This window comes from Kribbella sp. ALI-6-A (assembly GCF_001984195.1).
GTDB lineage: Bacteria > Actinomycetota > Actinomycetes > Propionibacteriales > Kribbellaceae > Kribbella.
Genome location: NZ_MTQN01000011.1, coordinates 365,841 through 388,562, shown reverse-complemented (window position 1 = coordinate 388,562; position 22,722 = coordinate 365,841). Strand labels below are relative to the sequence as shown.

Annotated in this window: 24 protein-coding genes; 18 read left to right on the top strand and 6 right to left on the bottom strand. The window is 69.6% G+C overall.

Features of this window, described 5'->3' with window-relative positions:
* The first annotated feature begins 23 nt into the window (after positions 1-23).
* Complete coding sequence (locus tag BWI15_RS22395) at positions 24-770, top strand: sulfite exporter TauE/SafE family protein (RefSeq protein WP_077016431.1); 747 nt, start codon at positions 24-26, stop codon at positions 768-770.
* Between the two features lie 3 nt (positions 771-773).
* Here BWI15_RS22395 and BWI15_RS22390 read toward each other — a convergent pair whose 3' ends face one another.
* Complete coding sequence (locus BWI15_RS22390) at positions 774-1,427, bottom strand: TetR/AcrR family transcriptional regulator (protein ID WP_077016430.1); 654 nt, start codon at positions 1,425-1,427, stop codon at positions 774-776.
* 92 nt (positions 1,428-1,519) lie between these two features.
* Between BWI15_RS22390 and BWI15_RS22385 the strand changes: the two genes are divergently transcribed.
* Both BWI15_RS22385 and BWI15_RS22380 read left to right on the top strand, forming a co-directional pair.
* On the top strand, positions 1,520-2,473 hold the full coding sequence (locus BWI15_RS22385; protein ID WP_077016429.1) for a quinone oxidoreductase family protein: 954 nt from the start codon (positions 1,520-1,522) through the stop codon (positions 2,471-2,473).
* Between the two features lie 26 nt (positions 2,474-2,499).
* Complete coding sequence (locus BWI15_RS22380; protein ID WP_077016428.1) at positions 2,500-2,931, top strand: organic hydroperoxide resistance protein; 432 nt, start codon at positions 2,500-2,502, stop codon at positions 2,929-2,931.
* A 48-nt stretch (positions 2,932-2,979) separates the two neighbouring features.
* Here BWI15_RS22380 and BWI15_RS22375 read toward each other — a convergent pair whose 3' ends face one another.
* The 3 genes from BWI15_RS22375 to BWI15_RS22365 form a co-directional block, all read right to left on the bottom strand.
* Entirely contained in the window at positions 2,980-3,804 is an 825-nt protein-coding gene (locus tag BWI15_RS22375) for a helix-turn-helix domain-containing protein (protein WP_077017198.1), read from the bottom strand.
* A 214-nt stretch (positions 3,805-4,018) separates the two neighbouring features.
* Positions 4,019-4,555, bottom strand: a complete 537-nt coding sequence (locus BWI15_RS22370) for a YbaK/EbsC family protein (protein ID WP_077016427.1) — start codon at positions 4,553-4,555, stop codon at positions 4,019-4,021.
* On the bottom strand, positions 4,555-4,854 hold the full coding sequence (locus tag BWI15_RS22365; protein ID WP_077016426.1) for a GNAT family N-acetyltransferase: 300 nt from the start codon (positions 4,852-4,854) through the stop codon (positions 4,555-4,557). The genes BWI15_RS22370 and BWI15_RS22365 overlap by 1 nt, the downstream gene beginning before the upstream one ends.
* A gap of 150 nt (positions 4,855-5,004) precedes the next feature.
* On the opposite strand from BWI15_RS22365, the gene BWI15_RS22360 reads away from it, so the two are divergent.
* Positions 5,005-6,588, top strand: coding sequence for an MFS transporter (locus BWI15_RS22360; protein ID WP_077016425.1), 1,584 nt, complete (start codon positions 5,005-5,007; stop codon positions 6,586-6,588).
* A gap of 47 nt (positions 6,589-6,635) precedes the next feature.
* On the opposite strand, the gene BWI15_RS22355 is transcribed toward BWI15_RS22360, so the two are convergent.
* Positions 6,636-7,589 carry an AraC family transcriptional regulator gene (locus tag BWI15_RS22355; RefSeq protein ID WP_077016424.1) on the bottom strand — a complete coding sequence of 318 codons (954 nt, stop codon included), beginning with the start codon at positions 7,587-7,589 and terminating at the stop codon, positions 6,636-6,638.
* A 124-nt stretch (positions 7,590-7,713) separates the two neighbouring features.
* Between BWI15_RS22355 and BWI15_RS22350 the strand changes: the two genes are divergently transcribed.
* From BWI15_RS22350 to BWI15_RS22310, 9 genes are all read left to right on the top strand, one after another.
* Positions 7,714-8,466 (top strand): SDR family NAD(P)-dependent oxidoreductase, encoded by a 753-nt coding sequence (locus tag BWI15_RS22350; protein ID WP_077016423.1) that lies wholly within the window; start codon positions 7,714-7,716, stop codon positions 8,464-8,466.
* A gap of 16 nt (positions 8,467-8,482) precedes the next feature.
* Complete coding sequence (locus tag BWI15_RS22345; RefSeq protein ID WP_077016422.1) at positions 8,483-9,940, top strand: cobyric acid synthase; 1,458 nt, start codon at positions 8,483-8,485, stop codon at positions 9,938-9,940.
* 30 nt (positions 9,941-9,970) lie between these two features.
* Positions 9,971-10,540 (top strand): DinB family protein, encoded by a 570-nt coding sequence (locus BWI15_RS22340; protein WP_077016421.1) that lies wholly within the window; start codon positions 9,971-9,973, stop codon positions 10,538-10,540.
* A gap of 14 nt (positions 10,541-10,554) precedes the next feature.
* On the top strand, positions 10,555-11,289 hold the full coding sequence (locus BWI15_RS22335; RefSeq protein ID WP_077016420.1) for an SDR family oxidoreductase: 735 nt from the start codon (positions 10,555-10,557) through the stop codon (positions 11,287-11,289).
* Between the two features lie 34 nt (positions 11,290-11,323).
* A complete protein-coding gene (locus BWI15_RS22330) occupies positions 11,324-12,445 on the top strand; it encodes a CaiB/BaiF CoA transferase family protein (RefSeq protein ID WP_077016419.1) in 1,122 nt (373 codons plus the stop codon).
* A 31-nt stretch (positions 12,446-12,476) separates the two neighbouring features.
* Positions 12,477-13,619 carry an acyl-CoA dehydrogenase family protein gene (locus BWI15_RS22325; protein ID WP_077016418.1) on the top strand — a complete coding sequence of 381 codons (1,143 nt, stop codon included), beginning with the start codon at positions 12,477-12,479 and terminating at the stop codon, positions 13,617-13,619.
* Between the two features lie 84 nt (positions 13,620-13,703).
* The gene (locus tag BWI15_RS22320) at positions 13,704-14,297 is read left to right on the top strand and encodes a sulfite oxidase-like oxidoreductase (protein ID WP_077016417.1); all 594 of its coding nucleotides are present in this window, start codon (positions 13,704-13,706) and stop codon (positions 14,295-14,297) included.
* A complete protein-coding gene (locus BWI15_RS22315; RefSeq protein WP_077016416.1) occupies positions 14,267-15,019 on the top strand; it encodes a ferredoxin reductase in 753 nt (250 codons plus the stop codon). The genes BWI15_RS22320 and BWI15_RS22315 overlap by 31 nt, the downstream gene beginning before the upstream one ends.
* Entirely contained in the window at positions 15,016-15,288 is a 273-nt protein-coding gene (locus BWI15_RS22310) for a DUF6510 family protein (protein ID WP_077016415.1), read from the top strand. Before BWI15_RS22315 ends, BWI15_RS22310 begins: the two co-directional genes overlap by 4 nt.
* A 21-nt stretch (positions 15,289-15,309) precedes the next feature.
* On the opposite strand, the gene BWI15_RS22305 is transcribed toward BWI15_RS22310, so the two are convergent.
* The gene (locus BWI15_RS22305; protein WP_077016414.1) at positions 15,310-16,059 is read right to left on the bottom strand and encodes a MerR family transcriptional regulator; all 750 of its coding nucleotides are present in this window, start codon (positions 16,057-16,059) and stop codon (positions 15,310-15,312) included.
* 86 nt (positions 16,060-16,145) lie between these two features.
* Here BWI15_RS22305 and BWI15_RS22300 point away from each other — a divergent pair, with 86 nt between their 5' ends.
* The 5 genes from BWI15_RS22300 to BWI15_RS22280 all read left to right on the top strand — a co-directional run bounded on the left by BWI15_RS22300 (position 16,146) and on the right by BWI15_RS22280 (position 22,699).
* Positions 16,146-17,363 (top strand): acetyl-CoA C-acetyltransferase, encoded by a 1,218-nt coding sequence (locus tag BWI15_RS22300; RefSeq protein WP_077016413.1) that lies wholly within the window; start codon positions 16,146-16,148, stop codon positions 17,361-17,363.
* Positions 17,360-19,504 carry a 3-hydroxyacyl-CoA dehydrogenase NAD-binding domain-containing protein gene (locus BWI15_RS22295; protein ID WP_077016412.1) on the top strand — a complete coding sequence of 715 codons (2,145 nt, stop codon included), beginning with the start codon at positions 17,360-17,362 and terminating at the stop codon, positions 19,502-19,504. The genes BWI15_RS22300 and BWI15_RS22295 overlap by 4 nt, the downstream gene beginning before the upstream one ends.
* Before the next feature lie 125 nt (positions 19,505-19,629).
* Positions 19,630-20,910, top strand: a complete 1,281-nt coding sequence (locus BWI15_RS22290) for an ABC transporter substrate-binding protein (protein WP_077016411.1) — start codon at positions 19,630-19,632, stop codon at positions 20,908-20,910.
* Positions 20,907-21,815: a carbohydrate ABC transporter permease gene (locus tag BWI15_RS22285; protein WP_077016410.1), complete on the top strand. Its 909-nt coding sequence runs from the start codon at positions 20,907-20,909 to the stop codon at positions 21,813-21,815. Before BWI15_RS22290 ends, BWI15_RS22285 begins: the two co-directional genes overlap by 4 nt.
* Positions 21,815-22,699, top strand: a complete 885-nt coding sequence (locus BWI15_RS22280; protein ID WP_077016409.1) for a carbohydrate ABC transporter permease — start codon at positions 21,815-21,817, stop codon at positions 22,697-22,699. Before BWI15_RS22285 ends, BWI15_RS22280 begins: the two co-directional genes overlap by 1 nt.
* Positions 22,700-22,722 lie beyond the last annotated feature (23 nt).

Genomic DNA, 22,722 nt, shown 5'->3' with positions numbered 1-22,722 from the left:
CAGGTGCGTAAAGTCGGGCAGCGATGACATGGTTCGAGGCGCTGTTCGTCCTGGTGGCGGGTGTGGGCGCGGGCACGATCAACGCGGTGGTGGGCTCGGGCACGTTGCTGACCTTCCCCGCGTTGCTGGCTGTCGGGATTCCACCGGTCCTGGCGAACGTGAGCAACAGCGTCGGTCTCTCACCCGGTACGGCGGCCGGCGCGATCGGCTACCGGCGTGAGCTCGAGGGACAGCGCGGCCGGATGATCCGGCTGGTCCCGGCCTCGCTGATCGGCGGGGTGGTCGGCGCGGTGCTGTTGCTGACCCTGCCGGCCTCGGCCTTCCACGCCGTCGTCCCGGTCCTGATCCTGCTCGGCTGCGTGCTGGTCGCGTTCCAGCCCTGGCTGTCGAAATGGATCAGCGTGCCGACCCACACCCATCGCGGCGCCTGGTGGGTGATCCCGGCGGTCTTCCTCACCGGCGTGTACGGCGGCTACTTCGGCGCCGCCCAGGGTGTTCTGCTGATGGCGATCCTCGGCCTCGGCCTGGACGCCAACCTGCAGCGGATGAACGCCCTGAAGAACGTGCTGGCCACCTTCGTCAACACCGTCGCGGCGATCCTGTTCGTGATCGTCGCGGACGTCGACTGGCTGGCCGCGGCGCTGATCGCGGTCGGCTCGACGATCGGCGGCTTCGTCGGTGCCCGCTACGGCCGCAAGCTGCCGCCGGTCGCGTTGCGCTGCCTGATCGTGCTGATCGGCGCGGTCGCGATCGTCACGATGGTGCTCTGAGCCTCAGCTCGTCGCCGTGGCGCTGAGTCCACTGATCAGCAGGTCGAGCCCGTAGTCGAACTGCTCGTCGCCGCCGGTCGTCCGGGCCAGCTCCGGCGCCAGCTCGACAACGGTCGGGAATTCGCTCGGAGACAACGACGCCATCGTGGTCCGCAGCCGCCGCAGGCCCTTCGGGTCGCGCTGCTCGGTGGCCATCTGGATCTCCCACGAGGTCGCCCCGAGCACGTAGGTGAACAGCGTCGTGTGCGTCCGCGCCGCGGTCTGCTTGTCGAACCCGGCCGAGCGCAGCACGCCGAGCAGTCCCTCGGCCACCCGCGCGGTTTCGTGCCCGCTCAGTGGCCGGCCGGCGAGTAGTTGCGCGAGGCAAGGATGCTGCAGCATCAGCCGGCGCAGGCCCCGGCAGACGGCCCGCACCTGGTCGGGCCAGGCGTCGCCGTCCGGCGCGGGCGGCAGCAGACCCATCAGGTGGTCGCGGACCGCGTCGTACAGGTCGTCCTTGCTGCGGAAGTAGGTGTAGATCGCCATCGGACCGACCCCCAGCTCGCCGGCCAGTGCGCGCAGGCTGAAGGCCTCGAAACCGCGGGTCTCCATCAGCTCCAGCGCGGTCGCGATGATCAGGTCGGGGTTGAGGGTGTTCCTCGGCGTCCGTGTCGGCATCGTCACCTTTCGTGGGTCACCCTTCGGATTCGCTAACGTACACTGTATTGTACGGTGTAAGGAGTAAACCCCATCGGAAGGAAGTGTCAGGCGTGCGTGCAGTGCAGATCACCGAGTTCGGCGGCCCTGAGGTGCTGAAGGTCAGCGAGGTCGACGCGCCGGTGGCCGGCGACGGCCAGGTGCTGATCACCGTCGACCGGGCCGGCATCAACTACGCCGACACCCACCAGGTGGAGAACAGCTACCTGTCGAAGACCGAACTTCCGCTGATCCCCGGCGGCGAGGTCGTCGGCCGTACGGCGGACGGCCGGCGCGTCGTCGCGCTGGTCGGCTCGGGCGGGTACGCCGAGCAGGCCGTGGCCGCCGCACCGTACGCGTTCGACGTTCCCGACGGTGTGAGCGACGGCGACGCGCTCGCGCTCGTTCTCCAGGGCACGACCGCCTGGCACCTGCTGAAGACCTCGACGCACCTCGCGCCGGGCGAGTCCGTGCTCGTGCACGCCGGCGCCGGGGGAGTCGGGTCCCTCGCCGTCCAGCTCGCGAAGCTGTGGGGTGCCGGCCGGGTGATCGCGACCGCGTCGTCGGACGACAAGCGCAAGCAGACACTCGACCTCGGTGCGGACGCCGCGATCGACGGCACGCCTGAGGGACTGAAGGACCGGATCATCGAGGCGAACGGCGGCAAGCGGGTCGACATCGTGCTCGAGATGGTCGGTGGCAAGACCTTCGACGAGTCCTTCGACGCCCTGGCCCGGTTCGGCCGGCTGGTCACCTTCGGTTCGGCGTCCCGGCAGGCCGCCGAGGCGATCGCGCCAGGCCGCCTGATGAAGGGGTCGAAGACCATCGCCGGTTTCTGGCTGGCCGATTGCTTCAAGACGCCGGCGCTGCTCGCGGACCCGCTGCGCGAGCTGTTCGACCTGACCGTCGCCGGCAAGCTGCACCCGGTCGTCGGTGGTGACTACCCGCTGTCCGAGGTCGCCCGTGCGCACGAGGACATGCGCGCCCGCCGGACCGTCGGCAAGCTCCTGCTCGACCCCACCCGCTGAACTCCATTCCAGGGAGAACGATCCGCATGACCATCGCAGTCGAGAAAGTCGTCTACACCGCCCGCGCCACCGCTCAGGGTGGTCGGGACGGTCACACCGCCAGCGACGACGGCAAGCTGGACGTCACCGTCGCGCCGCCGAAGGAGATGGGCGGCAACGGCGAGGGCACGAACCCCGAGCAGCTGTTCGCGGCCGGCTTCGCCTCCTGCTTCCACAGCGCGCTGAAGCTGGTCGCCCGCCGGGCCCGGGTCGACAGTGACGGCTCGACCGTCACCGCCGAGGTCGGCATCGGCCCGATCAACGGCGGCGCCGGCTACGGCCTCGAGGTCGCGCTGGTGATCAGCCTGCCCGGCGTCGAGCGATCGGTGGCCGAGGAACTGGTCGCGAAGGCGCACGAGGTCTGCCCGTACTCCAACGCCACCCGCGGCAACATCAAGGTCGACCTCGCGGTCGCCTGAGCGATCCCGCGAACCTCTGGACGATCAGAATCCTGATCGTCCAGAGCTTCAGTTCATCCGTTCGAGGGCTTCGAGCAACAATCGCTGGGTCTCACCGACCGGCGCCGCCGCGATGCTCAGCGCGTCCATGATCGCGGCGTACTCGTCGAGGTCCTCGACCTTGTCCAGGTACAGCGCGCTGGCCGCGTGCTCGATGTACACCACGTCGGGCAGGTCGCCTTCGGGGAAGCGCAGAATACTGAACGCGCCACCGGCACTGGGGTAACCGACGCTGCTGAACGGCATCACCTGCAGGGTGAGGTTCGGCAGTTTGGTCATCTTGATCAGGTGCTCGATCTGCTCGCACATCGCCTCGCGGCCGCCGACCGGCCGGTGCAGCACGGCCTCGTCGATCACCACCCAGAGCTTGACCGGGTTGGCGCGGGTGAGGATCTGCTGGCGGGTGACCCGGAGCGCGACCCGCTGGTCGATCTCCTCCTGCGGCAGGTAGGCCTTGCCGAACTGGACCACCGCGCGGGCGTAGTTCTCGGTCTGCAGCAGGCCGGGCACGAACAGCACCTCGTAGGTGCGGATCAGCTTGGCGGCGACCTCGAGGCCGACGTAGTTGGAGAACCAGGCCGGCATCACGTCGCCGTACCGGGACCACCAGCCGGGGTTGTTCGCGGCCCGGGCCAGGTCCATCAACCGGTCCCGCTCGCGCTCGTCGGTCAGCCCGTACAGCTCCAGCAGGTCGGCGACGTCACGTTCCTTGAAGCCGACCCGGCCGAGCTCCATCCGGCTCACCTTGGACTCCGAGGAGCGGATCTGCCAGCCCGCCTCGGCCCGGCTGATCCCGGCCGCCTCGCGCATCCGGCGCAGGTGCCCGCCCAGCATGATCCGCAGAGCGGTCGGCCCGCCGTCGTCCCCGCCTGCCACGGTCACGACCTCATCACGCCTTCCCCAGCCTCCCTGCGCTGCCCGTCCCGGGCACCCGACAGCTGCCTCTCACCCGAAGACCTTCCCGATGTTATCCCGCCCGGGCGGATCTGGCGCGGCTTTGCGCCGGTCAGCCGCCCGCTGACCCGGAAGGCTTCGGCGTCGGAACGGTTCAGGCCGACGGGACGGCCAGGGCGAGCACGGTGGCGCTGGGCAGCTTGGCCAGGTCGGCGCCCTCGACGAGGATCTTCGACGCGCGGATGCCGCTGCCGATGACCACCGGTCCGGCCTGGACGACCGCCTCGTCGATCAGCACCGGCCAGTCGGCGGGCAGCCCGATCGGCGTGATGCCGCCGTACTCCATGCCGGTCGAGCCGACCGCGTCGTCCTGGGCCGCGAACGAGATCTTGCGGACCCCGAGGTGCTTGCGGATCACCCCGTTGACGTCGGCCCGGTCGGTGGCCAGCACCAGCACCGCCGCGTACGTCGACTCGCCGGCCCGCTTGCCGTGCACGATCACGCAGTTCGCCGACGCTGCCATCGGGACGTCGTACTGCGCGCAGAACGCCGCCGTGTCGGCCAGCTCCGGATCGATGGCCGCCGCGTACGCCGGGAGGTCACCGACCGCGGCCCGGACCGGCTCCGCGAGCAGGTCCGGTACGTCGGCCGCCGGCTGCCACTCGAGCTTGCCGAGCTGGGGGCCGGTCACTACGACGCCACCTCGCCCAGCAGGTCGGCGTACTCGGGGTGCTTCTCGAAGTACTGGCGGTAGTACGGGCAGGCCGGCTTGACCTTGAGCCCTGCGGCGCGCGCGTCCTCGAGTGACTGCTTGGCGATCTGGCCGGCCACGCCGCGGCCCTGGAACTCCGGCATCGTCTCGGTGTGCAGGAAGGTGATGTGGTCGCTGATCCGTCGGTAGGTGGCGATCCCCATCAGCGCACCGGAGGCGTCGCGCGCCTCGTACCGATGCTGTTCGGGGGCGTCTGCGACGGTCACGTCGTTGTCCATGCCGCCACTGTAGCCAGCCTCCGCAGGCGGGGGACCTGGGTGCCCGAGTGCCGGAAGCCGCCGATCGTGTGACCACGCGTTTGCGGCGCGTGACGCCCGGGGTACGGGCTTGGGCGGACAACTTCAGACCGGCCAGGAGGAGGGCGGGGTATGACAGAACACGCGTTGGAGGAGGGCAAGGCGATACCGAGCCTGGTGCCCGCCCGGATGGACCGGTTGCCGTGGACCCGGTTCCACTGGATGATCGTCGTCGGCCTCGGCGTCTCCTGGATCCTGGACGGGCTGGAGATCCAGCTGGTCTCGCTGGTCGGCAACGTGCTCAAGGAGTCGCAGACCCTTGGACTGACCACCGCCCAGGTCGGGCTGCTCGCCTCGATCTACCTGGCCGGCGAAGTCGTCGGTGCCCTGTTCTTCGGCCGGCTGACCGACCGCTGGGGCCGCCGCAACCTGTTCATCATCACGCTGATGGTCTACCTGCTCGCCTCCGGCGCGGCCGGTCTGACCTGGGACTTCTGGTCGATGGCCGTGTGCCGGTTCATCGCCGGTATGGGCATCGGCGGCGAGTACGCCGCGATCAACTCCGCGATCGACGAGCTGATCCCGTCGAAGTACCGCGGCCGGGTCGACATCGGCGTCAACGGCACCTACTGGGGTGGTGCCCTGATCGGTTCGGCGATCGGCCTGGTCTTCCTCAACGACGACCTGGTGCCGATCGAGTGGGGCTGGCGGCTGTGCTTCCTGATCGGGCCGGTGATGGGCCTGATGATCATCTACCTGCGCCGGCACATCCCGGAGAGCCCGCGCTGGCTGATGACGCACGGCCGGGTCGCGGAGGCCGAGGCGACCGTCGACCGGATCGAGGAGACGGTCCGCCGGCAGGGCGGCGAGCTGCGCGAGGTCCGCGACGACGAGGCGATCAACCTGATCGACTACCCGCCGGTGACGTATCGCGAGATCGCCCGGGTGATGCTGCGTGACTACCGCAGCCGGTCGTTCCTCGGCTTCTCGATGATGGTCACCCAGGCCTTCCTGTACAACGCGATCTTCTTCACCTACGCGCTGGTGCTGAAGGCGTACTTCGGGCTGAACGACTCCAGCATCGCGCTGTACTTCTTCCCGTTCGCGATCGGCAACCTGGCCGGTCCGCTGCTGCTCGGCCACTTCTTCGACACCATCGGCCGGCGCAAGATGATCCTGGCCACCTACGCCACGTCGGCGGTCGTGCTGTTCGTCACCGCGCTGCTGTTCAACGCCGGTGCGCTGAACGCGGTGACGCTGACCGGGCTGTGGTGCGTGGTCTTCTTCTTCGCCTCGGCGGGCGCGTCGTCGGCGTACCTGACGGTCAGCGAGATCTTCCCGATCGAGCTGCGTGGCCAGGCGATCTCGTTCTTCTTCGCGATCTCGCAGCTGACCGGTGGTGTGGTGGCGCCGTTCCTGTTCGCGTCGCTGATCGGTGAGGGCGACAACCCGGCCCGCGGTCCGCTGACGGCCGGTTACATCGTCGGCGCCGTGGTGATGCTCGTCGGTGGACTGATCGCGTGGTTCTTCGGCGTGGACGCCGAGCAACAGTCGCTGGAGAACGTGGCGACCCCGTTGTCGGCCCGCGAGCGCGCGTCGTCCACCCGCTTCCAGGGCACCACCCCGCGCCTGCCCAGCACGAAGGCCAACGACCGCGGTATCACCCCGATCGTCCCGAACGGCGGCGACCAGGAGGATCCGCCCAAGGACACCTGAGCCGAATCCGGCCAACGGCGGCGCGACGGCGCCGGTATCCGGTGTGCTCAGGCCGGCGGGTCCGGCCGGCCGGATGCCGACGTCCGCGCCGCGTCCCGGAAGGTTCTGGGCGACGAACCGACCACGCGGCGGAACGCGGTGCTGAACGCGCTCTCGGACCGGTAGCCGGTGGCCCGCGCGACCTCGGAGATCGACAGCGTGTCGCGGGCGAGGGCGTCGCGGGCGAGGCTCATGCGCCACTGGATCAGGTACTCCAGCGGTGGGACGCCGACGTGGCTCTTGAACGCCTGGGCGAACGCGGACCGCGACATGTGACCGATCTCGGCCAGCTCTTGCAGGGTCCAGGGACGGGCCACGTCCGCATGCACGGCCCGCAGAGCGGCACCGATGCCGTCCTCGTTCAGGGCGCCCAGCCAGCCGGTGGGCCGGTCTGTCTGGCCTGCGTGTGCCCGCAGCATGTGGACGAGCAGGATCTGGGCGAGATGGTTCTGCACCAGCGGGCCACCGGCGGCGGCGATCGCGACCTCGCCGGCCAGGTGATCGATCAACTGCCCGAGCCGTCGGCCGTGAGGATCGGCTGCGCGGACGATCACGAGCGGCGGTAGGAGATCGGTCAGCAAGGCCGCGTTCTGGTCGTCGAAGGTGATGTGCCCGGCGCAGAGGTAGAGGTCGTCCTCCGACTCCGGACCGATCCGCACCAACCCGTCGTCCGCACCCGCCAGTACCGGGGCCGCCGGGCGGGCGCTCGCGTCGAGCGTGCTCGCCAGCACGTACGGCGGCGGGTTGCCCAGCATGAAGGTGTCACCCTCGTGCAGGAGAACCGGTTCGTGACCTTCGAGGATCAGCCAGCACTTGCCGCGCACGAGGCCGCCGATCCGCACGTGCAGGAACGGGTCGAAGCGCAAGGCCCACGTGCCCACGGCCCGCAGGCTCGGCTCGATCACCGTGCGCGGCCGCAACAGGCCGATCGCGTCGGCCACCGGATCCTGAAAGCCGAGCACCGCTCACCGCCTCCTGGACGATACGTAAAGAATTGTGGACTTCACATCATGGATCGTACTGCGTTCCGCAAGCAATATCGGTAGCGGAAGAACCGACAGCGAGACATTGATGGAGAGACTGGACATGGGACAGCTGGAAGGCAAGACAGCGGTGGTGACCGGGGCAAGCACCGGGATCGGTCTGGCCACCGCCGTACGGCTCGCGGACGAGGGGGCGTACGTGTTCGTCACCGGACGGCGCGAGGCCGAACTGGAAGCCGCCGTCAAGACGATCGGGCCGGACCGGGCGACGGGTGTGGCCGGCGACGTCTCCCGACCCGCCGACCTGGATCGGCTCTACGACGCGGTCCGGGCGCGCGGCAACGGGCTGGACGTACTCGTGGCGAACGCGGCGGTTGGTTCGTTCGTGTCGCTCGAACAGACCACGGAGCAGCACTTCGACCAGATGTTCGGGGTCAACGTCCGCGGCACGCTGTTCACCGTGCAGAAGGCGTTGCCGCTGCTCAGCGACGGTGCGTCGGTGATCCTCGTCGGTTCCACGGCGGCCGACCGTGGGGTGGCCTCGTTCGGCGCGTACTCGGCGTCGAAAGCGGCCGTCCGGTCGTTCGCGCGGACCTGGTCCACCGAGCTCAAGGACCGGGGCATCCGGGTCAACGTGGTCTCGCCGGCCTGGATCGAGACTCCTGGCGGCATGGCCGCGTTCGGCGACGAGGAGACCGCTCGGGCGGTCAAGGAGAATGTGGCCGCGACGGTGCCGAAGGGGCGGATGGGCCGGCCCGACGAGGCTGCCGCGATGGTGGCCTTCCTGGCCTCGGAGCAGAGCAGCTACGTCGTCGGCGCGAACTTCTACGTCGACGGCGGGGCGAATCAGGTCTGAGCCTAGGATCGGCCGGGTGAACTCGCTGCTGATCGCCGGTACGACGTCCGACGCGGGCAAGACGACCGTGGTGACGGGGTTGTGCCGGTGGTTGGCGCGCCAGGGCGTCCGGGTCGCGCCGTACAAGGCGCAGAACATGTCGAACAACTCGATGGTCTGCGCCGACGGGGCCGAGATCGGGCGGGCGCAGTGGATCCAGGCCGTTGCCGCCGGCGCCGAACCCGAGGCGGCGATGAACCCGGTCCTGCTCAAGCCCGGCAGCGACCGGCGCAGCCACGTCGTACTGATGGGGGAGCCGTGGGGGGAACTCACCGCCCGCGGCTTCCTCACCGAACGCGCCGAGCTGGCCGAGGCGGCCTTCGCGGCGTACGACGATCTCGCGAGCCGGTACGACGTGGTGGTCAGCGAGGGCGCGGGCAGTCCGACCGAGATCAACTTGCGGCAGTCCGACTACGTGAACATGGGGCTCGCCCAGCACACCGGCGCGCCGGTTGTCGTGGTCGGCGACATCGACCGGGGCGGCGTCTTCGCTTCGATGTTCGGCACGGTCGCGTTGCTGTCGCCCGAGGACCAGCGGCTGATCAGCGGGTTCGTGGTGAACAAGTTCCGCGGCGACGTCTCGTTGCTGCAGCCGGGCATCGACATGCTCGGCTCGGTCACCGGCCGTCCGACGTACGGCGTGCTGCCGTGGCTGCCGGACCTGTGGCTCGACTCCGAGGACGCGCTCGACATCCCCGCCCGCCGCACCGAGCACGACCCCGACGTGCTGACGATCGCCGTCGTGCGGTTCCCGCGGATCAGCAACTTCACCGATCTCGACGCGCTCGCGGTCGAGCCGACCACCAGCGTGTTCTTCACCGCCACCCCGGCGGAGGTTCGCGACGCCGACCTCGTCGTCCTGCCCGGATCCCGCGCGACCACTTCGGACCTCGCCTGGCTGCGCGAAACCGGTCTGGCCGACGCGGTCCGGGCGCGGGTCGCCGCGGGGCGCCCGGTGCTCGGGATCTGTGGCGGCTACCAGCTGCTCGGCGGCGCGATCGACGACCCGTACGGCGTGGAGGGCGGCGGCCGGCACACCGGGCTCGAATTGTTGCCGGTGGCAACCGAGTTCGCGGAAGCCAAGGTGCTCGCGCGGCCGGCGCCCACGGCGTACGAGATCCATCACGGGGTGGTCGAGGTGACCGGTGACGCGGAGGAGTTTCCCGGCGGCTGCCGCAGCGGTGTCGTGTGGGGCACGATCTGGCACGGCCTGCTGGACGACGACGCGGCACGGCATCGGTTCCTCGGCGAGATCGCCGGGCTGACCGGTAAGCGCGGGCCCGACGGCACGGTCTCGTTCGCGGGCCTGCGCGAGGACCGGCTGAACCGGTTGGCCGACGCGATCGACGAGCACCTCGACACCGGCGCCCTGCTGACCTTGATCGAGAAGGGTGCGCCGGCCGGGCTGCCGTTCGTCCCGCCCGGGGCGCCCTGAACTGTCGGAGGCGTCGACTAGCGTCCGGCCATGGACCTCAAACCCGTGCTGCACGAGTACCTGCGAAGCACCCGAGCGGTGATGCTCGCCAAGCTCGAAGGGCTCAGCGAGTACGACATGCGCCGCCCGCTCGTCCCCTCCGGCACGAACCTGCTCGGCCTGGTCAAACACTTGACCGGCGTGGAGTACGTCTACCTGGGCACAAGCGTCGGTCGCCCGCCCGAGCGGCAGCTGCCGTGGGAGGAGGACGGCTCGGTCTGGGAGGGCGCGGACATGTGGGCCCTGCCGTCGGAGTCGAGTGAGTACCTGACCGGTCTCTACCGGGAAGCCTGCGCGCACAGCGACGAGTCCCTGGCGACGCTCGACCTGGACACTCCCGCTGAGGTCCCGCACTGGTCGGAAGGCAACCGCCGTACGACGTTCGGCGTGCTGCTGGTCCGCGTCGTCGACGAGACGGCACACCACGCAGGCCACGCCGACATCGTCCGCGAACTGATCGACGGCACGGGCGGCGCGGACGCCGACATGCTCGACGCGGCCGGCTGGTCGGAGTACTACGGCAAGATCCACCAAGCCGCGGAGACCTTCCGCACGGACTGAGCAGGGACACCACGATGAAGACTCTGCTGGTCACCGGCGGCACCGGGACCCTCGGGCGGCCGACCGTCGCACGCCTTCGCGCCGCCGGCCACACGGTCCGCGTGCTCAGCCGCCGAACCGGACCGGACCTGGTGACCGGCGACCTGAACACCGGCGAAGGCGTCGCCGCGGCGGTCGATGGCGTGGACATGGTCGTCCATCTCGCCACGGGCCTCGGCAAACGCGACGTCCAGCAGACCCGCAACCTGCTCGCCGCGACTCCGGCGACGACGCGCGTACTGTACTTGTCGATCGTCGGGATCGACCGGAACCCGTTGCCCTACTACCGCCACAAGCTCGAGGCGGAGCGGCTGGTCGAGTCGCGGACGGCGTTCACGATCCTGCGGGCCACGCAGTTCCACGAGCTGCTCGACCGGATCTTCGGCGTGAAGGTGCCGGCGCTCTTCGCTCCGGCGATGACGCTGCAGCCGATCGCTGTCGACGAGGTCGCCACGCGTGTGACCGAGCTCGTCGCCGAGCCGGTCAGTGGTCGGGCGCCGGACATCGGTGGGCCGGAACGCCGGCCGCTGCCGGAGCTCGCCCGGGTCTGGAAGGCGGCGCGCGGATCCCGGCGGCCGGTGGTGCCGGTGCGCGTTCCGGGGCAGATCTTCGGGGCCTTCGCCGACGGCGCCGGGCTCGTCGACGGGCCGTCGTACGGGACGATCACCTTCGCCGACCACCTCGGGGATCGGGCGCGCAGGATGACTTGACGACTGTGACAGTAGAACTGTCACAATGAGCGGCATGGGTCCACTGAGCGGGGTCAGGGTCGTCGAGCTGGCGGGCATCGGGCCGGCGCCGTTCGGGTGCATGCTGCTGGCCGAGCTCGGCGCCGAGGTGCTGCGGATCGAACGGCCCGGGGGAGGGCTGGCGATGGGCCCGCCCGAATTCGAGCTGCTCAATCGCGGACGGCGAAGCGTCGCGCTGGACTTGAAGAAGCCGGAAGCGGTCGCAGCCGTGCTGCAGCTGGTCGGTCAGGCCGATGCGTTGGTCGAGGGATTCCGGCCTGGCGTCGCGGAACGGCTGGGACTCGGTCCGGAGGACTGCTGGGCGGTCAACCGGCGACTGGTCTACGGGCGGATGACCGGCTGGGGGCAGGACGGTCCGCTCGCGCAGACCGCCGGGCACGACATCGACTACCTCGGCCTGTCCGGTGCGCTGCATGCGATCGGCCGCGCGGGTGGACCACCGCAGGTTCCCGCCAACCTGCTCGGCGACTTCGCCGGCGGCTCGTTGTACCTGGTGATCGGCGTGCTCGCCGCGCTGTACGAAGCGCGAAGCAGTGGGCAGGGCCAGGTCGTCGACGCGGCGATCGTGGACGGCTCGGCGCATCTGACCACGATGCTGCTGGGCGCACTGGCCGCCGGGAACTGGTCGCAGCAGCGCGGGACGAACCTGCTCGACACCGGCGCTCCGTTCTACGACGTCTACGAAACCGCGGACGGCCAGTACGTCGGAGTCGGCGCGATCGAACCTGCCTTCTACGACCAGCTCATCGCCGGTCTCGGCATCGCCGTTCCCGACCGGAACGATCCGGCGAACTGGCCTGAGCTGCGCAAACAACTCGTGGATGCCTTCCGGCAACGCACCCAGGCCGAGTGGACCGAGGTGTTCGACAACTCCGACGCGTGCGTCGCGCCGGTCCTGCCGCTCGCTGGCGACCACCCACATCTCGTTGCCCGCGAGATCTTCCGCGAGCAGGACGGGGTACGGCAGCCCGCGCCGGCGCCACGGTTCTCCCGGACTGCGACGGGACTGGGCGACGCCCCCGCACGGCCCGGTCAGCACACGCGGGAGGCGCTGACCGACTGGGGTGTCACGGACGTCGACGAGCTGCTGCGCTCCGGTGCCGCCGTACAGAACTGACCGGAACAGGACTGACCAGAGGAGACCGCCCGTGCATCGTCAGCTGTTCGACCCCGATCACGACGCCTTCCGTGAAACCGTGCGGGCCTTCTGCGACAAGGAGATCGTGCCGCACCACGACGCCTGGGAGGAGGCCGGCATCGTGCCGCGCGAGCTGTGGACGGCGGCCGGCAGCGCGGGCCTGCTCGGCTTCATGGTGCCGGAGCAGTACGGCGGGGGCGGCGCGCGCGACTTCCGGTTCAACGCCGTCCTGATCGAGGAGCTGACCCGGGCGCGGGCGAGCGGGGTCGGGTTCAGCATCCACACCGACATCAACTCGGCGTACCTGCTGGACTACGCCACCGACGAGCAGAAGGCGCGCTGGCTGCCGGGGTTCTGCAGCGGCGAGACGATCACCGCGATCGCGATGACCGAACCGGGCGCGGGCAGCGACCTGCAGGGGATCCGGACGACGGCGATCCGCGACGGCGACTCCTACGTGCTCAACGGCCAGAAGACGTTCATCTCCAACGGCATCCTCGCCGACCTGGTGATCGTGGTCGCGAAAACCGATCCCGACGCCGGCTACCAGGGCATCTCGCTACTCGTCGTCGAGCGTGGCACACCGGGCTTCGAGCGCGGCCGCAATCTGGACAAGATCGGCCTCAAGGCGCAGGACACCGCCGAGCTGTTCTTCGACGACGTCCGGGTGCCGGCCTCGAACCTGCTCGGCCAGGAGGGCCAGGGCTTCGTCCACCTGATGGAGAAGCTGCCGCAGGAACGCCTGGCGATCGCGGTCGTCGCCGCGGCGGCGTGCGAGAACGTGCTGGAGTCCACGCTGGCCTACGTGAAGCAGCGGACGGCGTTCGGCCGCCCGATCGGCTCGTTCCAGAACAGCCGCTTCGTGCTGGCCGAGCTGGCCACCGAGACCCAGATCGCCCGGGTGTTCGTCGACCGCTGCATCGAGGAGCTGACCGCCGGCACGCTCACCGTCAGCGACGCCGCGATGGCGAAGTGGTGGACCACTGAGCTGCAGCAGAAGGTCGTCGACCGCTGCCTGCAGCTGTACGGCGGCTACGGCTTCATGACCGAGTCCCCGATCGCGAAGGCCTACCTCGACACCCGCGTGCAGACCATCTACGGCGGCACCACCGAGATCATGAAGGAAGTCATCGGCCGGACCCTGGGAATCTGACGCCCGGGCAGGTCCCTGGGGTGATTCGGCGCCAACTCGTGCCAGACTTCGGGCAGCGAGTCGTGCAACGAGGGAGGTCGGCTGATGGGAATCGTGTCGCCGGGGTTCACCGGTCGGCGGAGCGGGTCGGACCTGCCGCCGGGGCAGTACCTGACGCGGGACTTTCCGGTGCTGTCGGCCGGGCCGACCCCGCGGATCCTGCCCGAGCACTGGGAGTTCAGCATCACCACCGAGACCGGTGAGGTGCACAAGTGGGACTGGCAGGCGTTCCTGCAGCTGCCGAGTGAGGAGATCACCCGGGACATCCACTGCGTGACGCGCTGGTCGAAGCTGCAGTCGGAGTGGAAGGGCGTCTCTCTCGACACGCTGTTCGCCGACGTCGAGACCGGCGCGGACTTCGTGATGGCGCACAGCTACGGCGGTTACACCACGAACCTGCCGCTGGAGGACCTGCTCGACGGGCAGGCCTGGATCGCCTACGAGTTCGAGGGCGAGCCGCTCGGCGCCGAGCACGGCGGTCCGGCCCGGCTGCTGGTGCCGCACCTGTACTTCTGGAAGAGCGCCAAGTGGGTCCGCGGCCTGGCGCTGTCCGACAGCGACGACCTCGGGTTCTGGGAGAGCGCGGGCTATCACGAGTACGGAGACCCATGGAAAGAACAGCGGTACGCCGGCGACTGACCTGGCAGGCCGGCACCGTCACGGAGATTCGCGAGGAGACCGCGACCGCCCGGACGATCGTGCTCGACCTGCCGGACTGGCCCGGGCACCTGGCCGGGCAGCACCTGGACGTCCGGCTCACGGCGCCGGACGGTTACCGCGCCTCCCGGTCGTACTCGATCGCGTCCGCCTGGACCGGTACGACCGTGGAGCTGACGGTCGAGCAGGTGCCGGACGGCGAGGTCTCGTCGTACCTGGTGGGTGTGCTCGGTGTCGGTGACCAGTTGGAGGTGCGTGGCCCGGTCGGCGGGTGGTTCGTCTGGCGGCCGGAGAGCACCGGCCCGATCCAGCTGATCGGCGGCGGTTCCGGCGTCGTACCGCTGATGGCGATGCTGCGGCAACACGCCCACGCGTCCAGTACGGCGCCGGCCCGGCTGCTGTACTCGGTCCGCCGGGCGACCTCGGTGATCTACCGCGAGGACCTCAAGACCCTGGCGGCGTCCGACGACGTGGACCTGACCTTCGTCTACACCCGGGAGGCGCCGCCCGGCGAACCCCGGGTCGGCCGGATCGACGCCGAACTGCTCGCCGCGAAGGCCTTTGCGCCCAGCGACGAGCTGACCACCTACGTCTGCGGCCCGACGCCGTTCGTGGAGACGGTCGCCGACCTGCTGGTCGCCGCCGGCCACGACCCGGCCCGGGTCAGAACCGAACGTTTCGGACCGACAGGAGGACCGCGATGACCGCGGATGTCCCGACCCACTTGGACGGCAACGCGGCGGCGGGCGCGCTCAGCGAGGTGTTCGCCGTCGACCTCACCGCCGCGACCGGCCGCTGCAACGGCTGCGGCCACACCGGCGTCTTCGCCGAGGCACGCCTGTACGCCGACGCGCCGGGTCTGGTCGCCCGCTGCCCGGGCTGCGAGGACGTGCTGCTGCGCGTCGTCACCACCCCGACCGACACCTACGTCGACCTGCGCGGGCTGACCTACCTGCGCGTGCCCAACGCCTAGGGCGGGTCGCGGCGCCGGCCGTCAGCGTCGCGGTTTGCTGCTGGAGCGCCGGACGGTGTCGCGCTGGGTCTCGCCGACCGCGCGTTCGTAGGCCAGCACCAGACCCTGGATGGTGACCGGCTTGAAGCGCTCGACCAGTTGCTGGATGTGCTCCGGCGGGCCGCCGGAGTCGCGGTAGTGCGGCCAGACCTTGGTGCGGAACACCTCGGTCAGCTCCTCGGCGATCGCCCGGCCGTGCTCGCTGAAGATCCGCCCGGCCGCGAGCACGGCGTCCACCGGCAGGTCGAGATCGAGCAGCTCGACGCCGAGGCTGAGGTGGGCGGTGGCGACCCGGAACACGTCTTCGTCGGGCGTCGGCTCGACCACGCCGAGCGCGACCAGCATCTCGATGTCGTCGTCGCTCAACTCCCGCCCGGTACGCCGTACCAGCGTGGGCCGGTCGAGCGTCTCCGGCAGGTCGCGCATCCATGGCGTGAGCAGGGTCCGGTGCAGGGCGATGTCCTGCGGTGAGGCGTTCGGCGGGATCCGTTCCAGATAGCCCTCGATCGCGGACAGCGTGAAGCCGTGCGCCTGCAGCTCGCGGACCAGGTCGAGGCGCGCGATGTGCTCGGGGCCGTAGTACCCGACGCGGCCGCGGCGGACCGGCGGGGGGATCAGCCCGCGCCCGGCGTAGAACCGCAGCGTTCGCACGGTCATGCCGACCCGGGTGGAGAGTTCGTCGACGGTGAGCGTCGCTTCGTCCGGCCCGGTCTCCGAGCTCGCTTCGGCCATGGCGGAGATCTTAGTCACCCGCCCTTGACCACTGTGACACCATCGCTGTCACAATCGGTCTGTTCACCTCAGACGACGGGACGCCCATGACCGAAGCCTTCCTGTACGACGCGATCCGGACCCCTCGCGGCAAGGGCAAGCCGACCGGCGCCCTGCACGAGGTGAAGCCGATCCAGCTGGTGACCGGCCTGCTCACCGAGCTGCGCGCGCGGCATCCGGGCCTCGACCCGGCGGCGATCGACGACGTCGTGCTCGGTGTGGTCACCCCGATCGGCGACCAGGGCATGGACCTCGCCCGCACCGCCGTCCTGGCCGCGGGCTACCCGGAGACCACTGGCGGCGTCCAGCTGAACCGCTTCTGCGCGTCCGGTCTGGAGGCGGTCAACCAGGCGGCCCAGCGGGTGCGCTCCGGCTGGGAGGACTTCATCCTGGCCGGTGGCGTCGAGTCGATGTCGCGGGTACCGATGGGGTCCGACGGCGGCGCCTGGGCGATGGACCCGGAGACCGCGCTGCGGACCGGCTTCATCCCGCAGGGTGTCAGCGCCGACCTGATCGCGACGATCGACGGCTTCTCCCGGACCGACGTCGACGCGTACGCCGCCGAGTCGCACGCCCGCGCCGCGAAGGCTTGGGCGAACGGGTACTTCGCGCGTTCCGTCGTACCGGTCGACGACCGCAACGGTCTGCGGATCCTCGACCACGACCAGCTCGTCCGGCCCGGGACGACGGTCGAGACCCTGGCCGGGCTGCCGCCGTCGTTCGCGGCGATCGGTGAGCACGGCGGGTTCGACGCGGTCGCGCTGGACAAGTACGTGACGGTCGAGCGGATCGAGCACGTGCACCACGCCGGCAACTCCTCCGGCATCGTGGACGGCGCGGCGCTGGTGGCCGTCGGCAACGAAAAGGCCGGCGAGGCGCTCGGCCGGGCGCCGCGCGGCCGGGTCGTCGCGGCCGCGGTGAGCGGCGCGGACCCGACCATCATGCTGACCGGCCCGGCACCCGCCGCGCGGAAGGCGCTGGCCAAGGCCGGGCTCGAGGTGAGCGACATCGACCTGTTCGAGATGAACGAGGCGTTCGCCGCCGCGGTCCTGCACTTCATGGCCGACCTCGGCGTGCCGCACGAGAAGGTCAACGTGAACGGCGGCGCGATCGCGCTCGGGCACCCGCTCGGGGCCACCGGCGCGATGCTGATCGGAACCCTGCTGGACGAGCTGGAACGGCGCGAGCTCCGCTACGGTCTGGCCACCCTGTGCGTCGGCGGCGGCATGGGCGTCGCGACCATCATCGAGAGGCTGGCGGCATGATCTCCTGGACCGAGCAGCACGGGATCGTCACGCTGACGATGGACGACCCGGACGCGTCGGCGAACACGATGAACGAGCTCTACCTGAGCTCGATGGCCGCGACGGTCGAGCGGCTGCAGGCGGAGAAGGAGTCGCTGAAGGGCGTCGTGGTCACCAGCGCCAAGAAGACCTTCTTCGCCGGTGGCAACCTGCGACTGATCTCCCAGGCCCGGCCCGAGGACGCCGCGCGGCTGTTCGAGACGGTCGAGGAGATCAAGCGTCAGCTCCGGATCCTGGAGACGCTCGGTGTCCCGGTGGTGGCCGCGATCAACGGGTCGGCGCTCGGCGGTGGCCTGGAGATCGCGCTCGCCTGCCATCACCGAATCGTTGCCGATGACAACGGGATTGAGCTCGGCGTCCCGGAGGTCACCCTCGGTCTGCTGCCCGGTGGCGGCGGCGTGACGCGCACGGTCCGGATGCTCGGCCTGCAGGACGCGCTGATGAAGGTCCTGCTGCAGGGGCAGCGGATGAAGCCCGCGCACGCGCAGTCGGTGGGCATCGTCGATGAGGTCGTGCCCGCGGATCAGCTGCTGTCTCGCGCGAAGGACTGGATCGAGGCGTACGACGGTGACGCCAAGCAGCCGTGGGACCGCGACGGCTACAAGATCCCCGGCGGTACGCCGGCCTCGCCGAAGCTGGCCGCGTTCCTGCCTGCCTTCCCGGCCAACCTGCGCAAGCAGCTCAAGGGTGCGCCCTACCCCGCCCCGCGGGCGATCATGAGCGCGGCGGTCGAGGGCAGCCAGGTCGACTTCGCCACGGCGTCGCGGATCGAGTCGCGCTACTTCGTCTCGCTGGCGACCGGGCAGATCGCGAAGAACATGATCAACGCGTTTTTCGTCGAGCTGCAGGCGATCAACGCCGGCGCGTCCCGGCCGGACGGCGTACCGGCGTACCGGGCGCGCAAGGTGGGCGTGCTGGGCGCCGGGATGATGGGTGCCGGGATCGCCTACTCCTGCGCGAAGGTGGGCCTCGAGGTCGTGCTCAAGGACGTCTCGCTGGACGCGGCCGAGAAGGGCAAGCTGTACTCCGAGAAGCTGCTCGCCAAGCAGGTCAAGAAGGGGCGGACGACACCGGAGAAGGTCGAGGCTTTCCTGAGTCGGATCACGCCGACCGCCGACCCGAACGACCTGGCCGGCTGCGACCTGGTGATCGAGGCGGTGTTCGAGAGCGAGGAGCTGAAGCAGAAGGTCTTCGCCGAGATCGCCGGCGTGGTCGAGCCCGACGCGTTGCTGTGCTCGAACACGTCGACGCTGCCGATCACCTCACTGGCCGACGGCATCGATCGTCCGGACGACTTCATCGGCATGCACTTCTTCTCGCCGGTCGACCGGATGCCGCTGGTCGAGCTGATCGTGGGGCAGAAGACCTCGGATCGCGCGCTGGCCAAGGCCTACGACGTCGTGCGCCAGATCAGCAAGACGCCGATCGTGGTCAACGACAGCAGGGGATTCTTCACCTCGCGCGTCTTCGGCACGCTGGTGATGGAGGGCGCCGCGATGGTTGCCGAGGGCGTCGACCCGGTGACGATCGAGCGGGCCGCGACCCAGATGGGCTTCCCCGCGCCGCCGCTGGCGATGCTGGACGAGGTGACGCTGACGCTTCCGCAGAAGATCCGCGACGCGGCCCGGGCGGCCGGGGACAGCGCGGGCGCCTTCGGCGAGCACCCGGGCATGGCGGTGACCGACCGGCTGGTGACCGAGTTCGACCGGCGTGGGAAGGCGGCCGGCGCGGGCTTCTACGACTACCCGGCCGACGGTCCCAAGCGGTTGTGGCGCGGGCTGTGGCAGCACTTCGGCGCCGGGACGGCCGACGTGCCGTTCGCCGATCTGCAGGAGCGGATGACGTTCGCGATGTCGCTGGAGACCGTGAAGTGCCTGGACGAGGGCGTGCTGCGGTCGGTTGCCGACGCCAACATCGGATCCATTCTCGGCATCGGCTTCCCAACGTTGTACGGCGGAGCTCTGCACTACGTCAACCAGTACGACGGCGGCCTGCCCGGCTTCGTCGCCCGGGCGCGCGAACTCGCCGCGTCGTACGGCGAACGCTTCGAACCCCCGGCCCTGCTGGTCTCGCTGGCCACACAGGGGAAACGTTTCAGCTGAGCGGTTCCGCGGTCTTGCGCGAGCGGCGATTTTCGTTCATTGTCGGATCACTTCTCCAACGATTCACGTAGTGCCGACCCCGCCGGGATCTCCGGGTCCCGGACGCTGCTCGCGGAGGTGGAGTGATGGCTGCTCGTCGCCCGAATGCCGGTCTGTCCCGGCGCGATCTGCTCAAACGAACCGGCGGCCTGGCCGCCCTCGCCGCGTTCACCGCCGCCTGCGGCGGCAACACCGGACGCCCCGCGGACAGCGGGGGAGGTGGCGGCAAACCCGCCCTCGCGCAGTGGTACCACCAGTACGGCGAAGCCGGCACCCGTGAGGCCGCGCTCAAGTACGCCAAGGCGTACGGCGACGCGACCGTCAGCGTGCAGTGGACGCCGGGCGACTACGGCGCCAAGCTGTCGTCGGGACTGCTGTCCAGCAAGGGTCCTGACGTCTTCGAGAGCCAGCTGAACATCGCGATGGTGAAGAGCAACCAGGTGGTCGCGCTGGACGACCTGCTGGAGGGCGTGAAGGAAGACTTCAGCGCCGAGGATCTGTCCACCAACACCGTCGACGGCAAGGTCTACGGGATCCGGATGATCGTCGATCCGCAGGTGATCTACTACCGCAAGAGCCTGTTCGACAAGGCGGGAATCCAGCCGCCGCAGACCATCGACGACCTGATCGCGGCGTCCAAGGAACTCACCACCGACAAGGTGAAAGGCATCTTCGTCGGCAACGACGGCGGCGTGGCGCTCGGCGGTCCGGCGCTGTGGTCGTCCGGCGGCGCGTACCTGACCAAGGACAACCAGCCCGGCTTCACCGGCGAACGCGCGGCACGGGCCTTCGGCAAGCTGCGCGAGCTGTACACCAGCAAGGCGACGTTGCTCGGCGCCCCGACCGACTGGACCGACCCCGGCGCGTTCCTGCAGGGCCTGGTGGCGATGCAGTGGATCGGGATGTGGGCGTTGCCGGCGATGCAGAAGGCGTTCGGCGACGACCTCGGCGTGTTCGCCTTCCCGGCGCTGGACGCGCAGGGCACACCGGCGGTCTACTCCGGCGGCTGGACGCAGTTCGTGTCCGCCAAGAGCGCGAATGTCGATGCGGCGAAGAAGTTCGTCAAGTGGCTGTGGATCGACCAGGCGGAGTTCCAGGAGGACTGGTGCCTGAACTACGGCTTCCACATCCCGCCGCGCAAGAGCCTGGCCGCGAAGGCCGCCAAGCTGCAGGCCGGTGCCGCGGCCGAGACGGTGAAGCTCAACGAGCAGTACGGCCGGACCGACAACCCGGCCTGGACGCCGAAGATGGGCACCGCCTTCGGTGACATGCTGACCAACATCATCCGCAAGGGCGCCGATCCGGCCGCCGAGATCAGCAAGGCCGAGAAGACCGTCGGCACGGAACTGTCCCGGCTGTTCGGATGAGCCGGCGCACCACCTCGACGGGCATCGCCGGCACCACCTGGTCGTTCTGGCTGTTCGTCGGGCCGTTCGTGATCGGCCTGCTGATCTTCAGCTACCTGCCGATCCTGTGGAGTCTGGTGCTGAGCTTCTTCGAGGCCCAGAACACCGTCACGCCGACGAAGTTCGTCGGCGTGCAGAACTACGTCGACATGCTGACCGACGACAACTTCCTGTCCAGCCTCGGCACGTTCTCGGTGTTCGCGCTGTTCATCGTGCCGCTCACCTTCGTCCTGTCGCTGGCCCTGGCCCTGCTGGTCAACCAGGTGAAGGTGGCCCGGGCGTTCTTCCGGTCGGTGTTCTTCCTGCCCACCGCGTGCTCGTACGTCGTGGCATCGCTGATCTGGAAGCTGTCGATCTTCAACGGCGTCCGGTTCGGCCTGGCCAACACCGTGCTCGGCTGGTTCGGCATCGAGCAGATCGCCTGGCTGTCGACCGTCGACCCGCCCTGGTACTGGATCCCGATCATCACCGTCCGGCTGTGGCTGCAGCTCGGCTTCTACATGATCCTGTTCATCGCCGGATTGCAACGGATCTCGCCCGCGCTGTACGAGGCGGCGTACGTGGACGGCGCGAAACCGGGCTGGCAGGTGTTCCGCCACATCACCTGGCCGCAGCTGCGGGCGACGGCGGTCGCGGTGCTGATCCTGAACCTGATCGCGGCGTACCAGGCCTTCGACGAGTTCTACAACCTGCTCGGCAACGTCAACTTCGCCCGGCCGCCGCTGGTCTACCTGTACGGGATCTCGCTCGGCACGATTCAGGACCTCGGGCGCGGCAGCGCGGGCGCGCTGATCCTGGCGGCGATCATCATGCTGGTCACCTTGCTGCAGAACAAGATCTTCGGATTCGGGAAGGCGGGCGACTGATGGCCACGGCGGAGCGCACCACCGGGACGCCGCAGCCGATCGGCTACTCCCGCACCGGGCTCGGCCGGATCACCCAGGGCCTGCGCTGGGTCGCGCTGGCGATCGCGGTGGTCCTGTTCCTGCTGCCGTTCTACCTGGTGCTGCGCAACGCGCTGGCGACCGAGGCCGACATCACGGCGCCGGACTGGACTTTGTTCCCCAAGGATCTGCAATGGGGCAACGTCAGCGAGCTGTTCAACGACGAGAGCGTGCCGATCGCCCGGGCGCTGTGGAACTCGGCCGTGGTCGGGGTGCTCGGCACCGGCGGGCAGTTGCTGCTGGCATCGATGGCCGGCTACGGCCTGGCCCGGATCCCGTACCGGCACGCCGACAAGGTCTTCTACGCCGTCGTGGCGACGCTGATGATCCCCGGCGCGGTGACCTTCATCCCGACGTTCATCGTGGTCTCGTCGCTGGGCTGGGTGAGCTCGCTGCGCGGACTGATCATCCCGACGCTGTTCAGCGGGTTCGCCGCGTTCCTGTTCCGGCAGTACTTCCTGAGCTTCCCGCGCGAGCTCGAGGAGGCCGCGCGGGTCGACGGTGCCGGACACTTCGGCACGTTCTGGCGGATCGTCGTACCGAACTCGCTGCCGTTCTTCGCGGCGATCGCGGCGATCACCTTCATCGGCAACTGGAACTCGTTCCTGTGGCCGCTGGTGATCGGGCAGGACTCGTCGTCGTGGACCATCCAGGTCGCGCTGTCCACCTTCGTCACCGCGCAGACGATCAACATCCACGAGCTGTTCATGGCGGTGGCGGTGTCGATCCTGCCGCTGGTGCTGATCTTCGCGTTCCTGCAGCGCTACCTGATCCAGGGCGTCACCCAGTCGGGCATCAAGGACTGAACACCTGTACGGCGGGGAGTTGG

Bases quoted from the DNA above. Each gene is read 5' to 3' on its own strand.
- BWI15_RS22280 (WP_077016409.1), top strand. From the start codon at position 21,815: ATGGCCACGGCGGAGCGCACCACCGGGACGCCGCAGCCGATCGGCTAC.
- BWI15_RS22380 (WP_077016428.1), top strand. From the start codon at position 2,500: ATGACCATCGCAGTCGAGAAAGTCGTCTACACCGCCCGCGCCACCGCT.
- BWI15_RS22375 (WP_077017198.1), bottom strand. From the start codon at position 3,804: ATGCTGGGCGGGCACCTGCGCCGGATGCGCGAGGCGGCCGGGATCAGC.
- BWI15_RS22365 (WP_077016426.1), bottom strand. From the start codon at position 4,854: ATGGACAACGACGTGACCGTCGCAGACGCCCCCGAACAGCATCGGTAC.
- BWI15_RS22295 (WP_077016412.1), top strand. From the start codon at position 17,360: ATGATCTCCTGGACCGAGCAGCACGGGATCGTCACGCTGACGATGGAC.
- BWI15_RS22320 (WP_077016417.1), top strand. From the start codon at position 13,704: ATGGGAATCGTGTCGCCGGGGTTCACCGGTCGGCGGAGCGGGTCGGAC.
- BWI15_RS22315 (WP_077016416.1), top strand. From the start codon at position 14,267: ATGGAAAGAACAGCGGTACGCCGGCGACTGACCTGGCAGGCCGGCACC.
- BWI15_RS22290 (WP_077016411.1), top strand. From the start codon at position 19,630: ATGGCTGCTCGTCGCCCGAATGCCGGTCTGTCCCGGCGCGATCTGCTC.
- BWI15_RS22335 (WP_077016420.1), top strand. From the start codon at position 10,555: ATGAAGACTCTGCTGGTCACCGGCGGCACCGGGACCCTCGGGCGGCCG.
- BWI15_RS22285 (WP_077016410.1), top strand. From the start codon at position 20,907: ATGAGCCGGCGCACCACCTCGACGGGCATCGCCGGCACCACCTGGTCG.
- BWI15_RS22340 (WP_077016421.1), top strand. From the start codon at position 9,971: ATGGACCTCAAACCCGTGCTGCACGAGTACCTGCGAAGCACCCGAGCG.
- BWI15_RS22300 (WP_077016413.1), top strand. From the start codon at position 16,146: ATGACCGAAGCCTTCCTGTACGACGCGATCCGGACCCCTCGCGGCAAG.
- BWI15_RS22360 (WP_077016425.1), top strand. From the start codon at position 5,005: ATGACAGAACACGCGTTGGAGGAGGGCAAGGCGATACCGAGCCTGGTG.
- BWI15_RS22305 (WP_077016414.1), bottom strand. From the start codon at position 16,059: ATGGCCGAAGCGAGCTCGGAGACCGGGCCGGACGAAGCGACGCTCACC.
- BWI15_RS22330 (WP_077016419.1), top strand. From the start codon at position 11,324: ATGGGTCCACTGAGCGGGGTCAGGGTCGTCGAGCTGGCGGGCATCGGG.
- BWI15_RS22395 (WP_077016431.1), top strand. From the start codon at position 24: ATGACATGGTTCGAGGCGCTGTTCGTCCTGGTGGCGGGTGTGGGCGCG.
- BWI15_RS22350 (WP_077016423.1), top strand. From the start codon at position 7,714: ATGGGACAGCTGGAAGGCAAGACAGCGGTGGTGACCGGGGCAAGCACC.
- BWI15_RS22390 (WP_077016430.1), bottom strand. From the start codon at position 1,427: ATGCCGACACGGACGCCGAGGAACACCCTCAACCCCGACCTGATCATC.
- BWI15_RS22310 (WP_077016415.1), top strand. From the start codon at position 15,016: ATGACCGCGGATGTCCCGACCCACTTGGACGGCAACGCGGCGGCGGGC.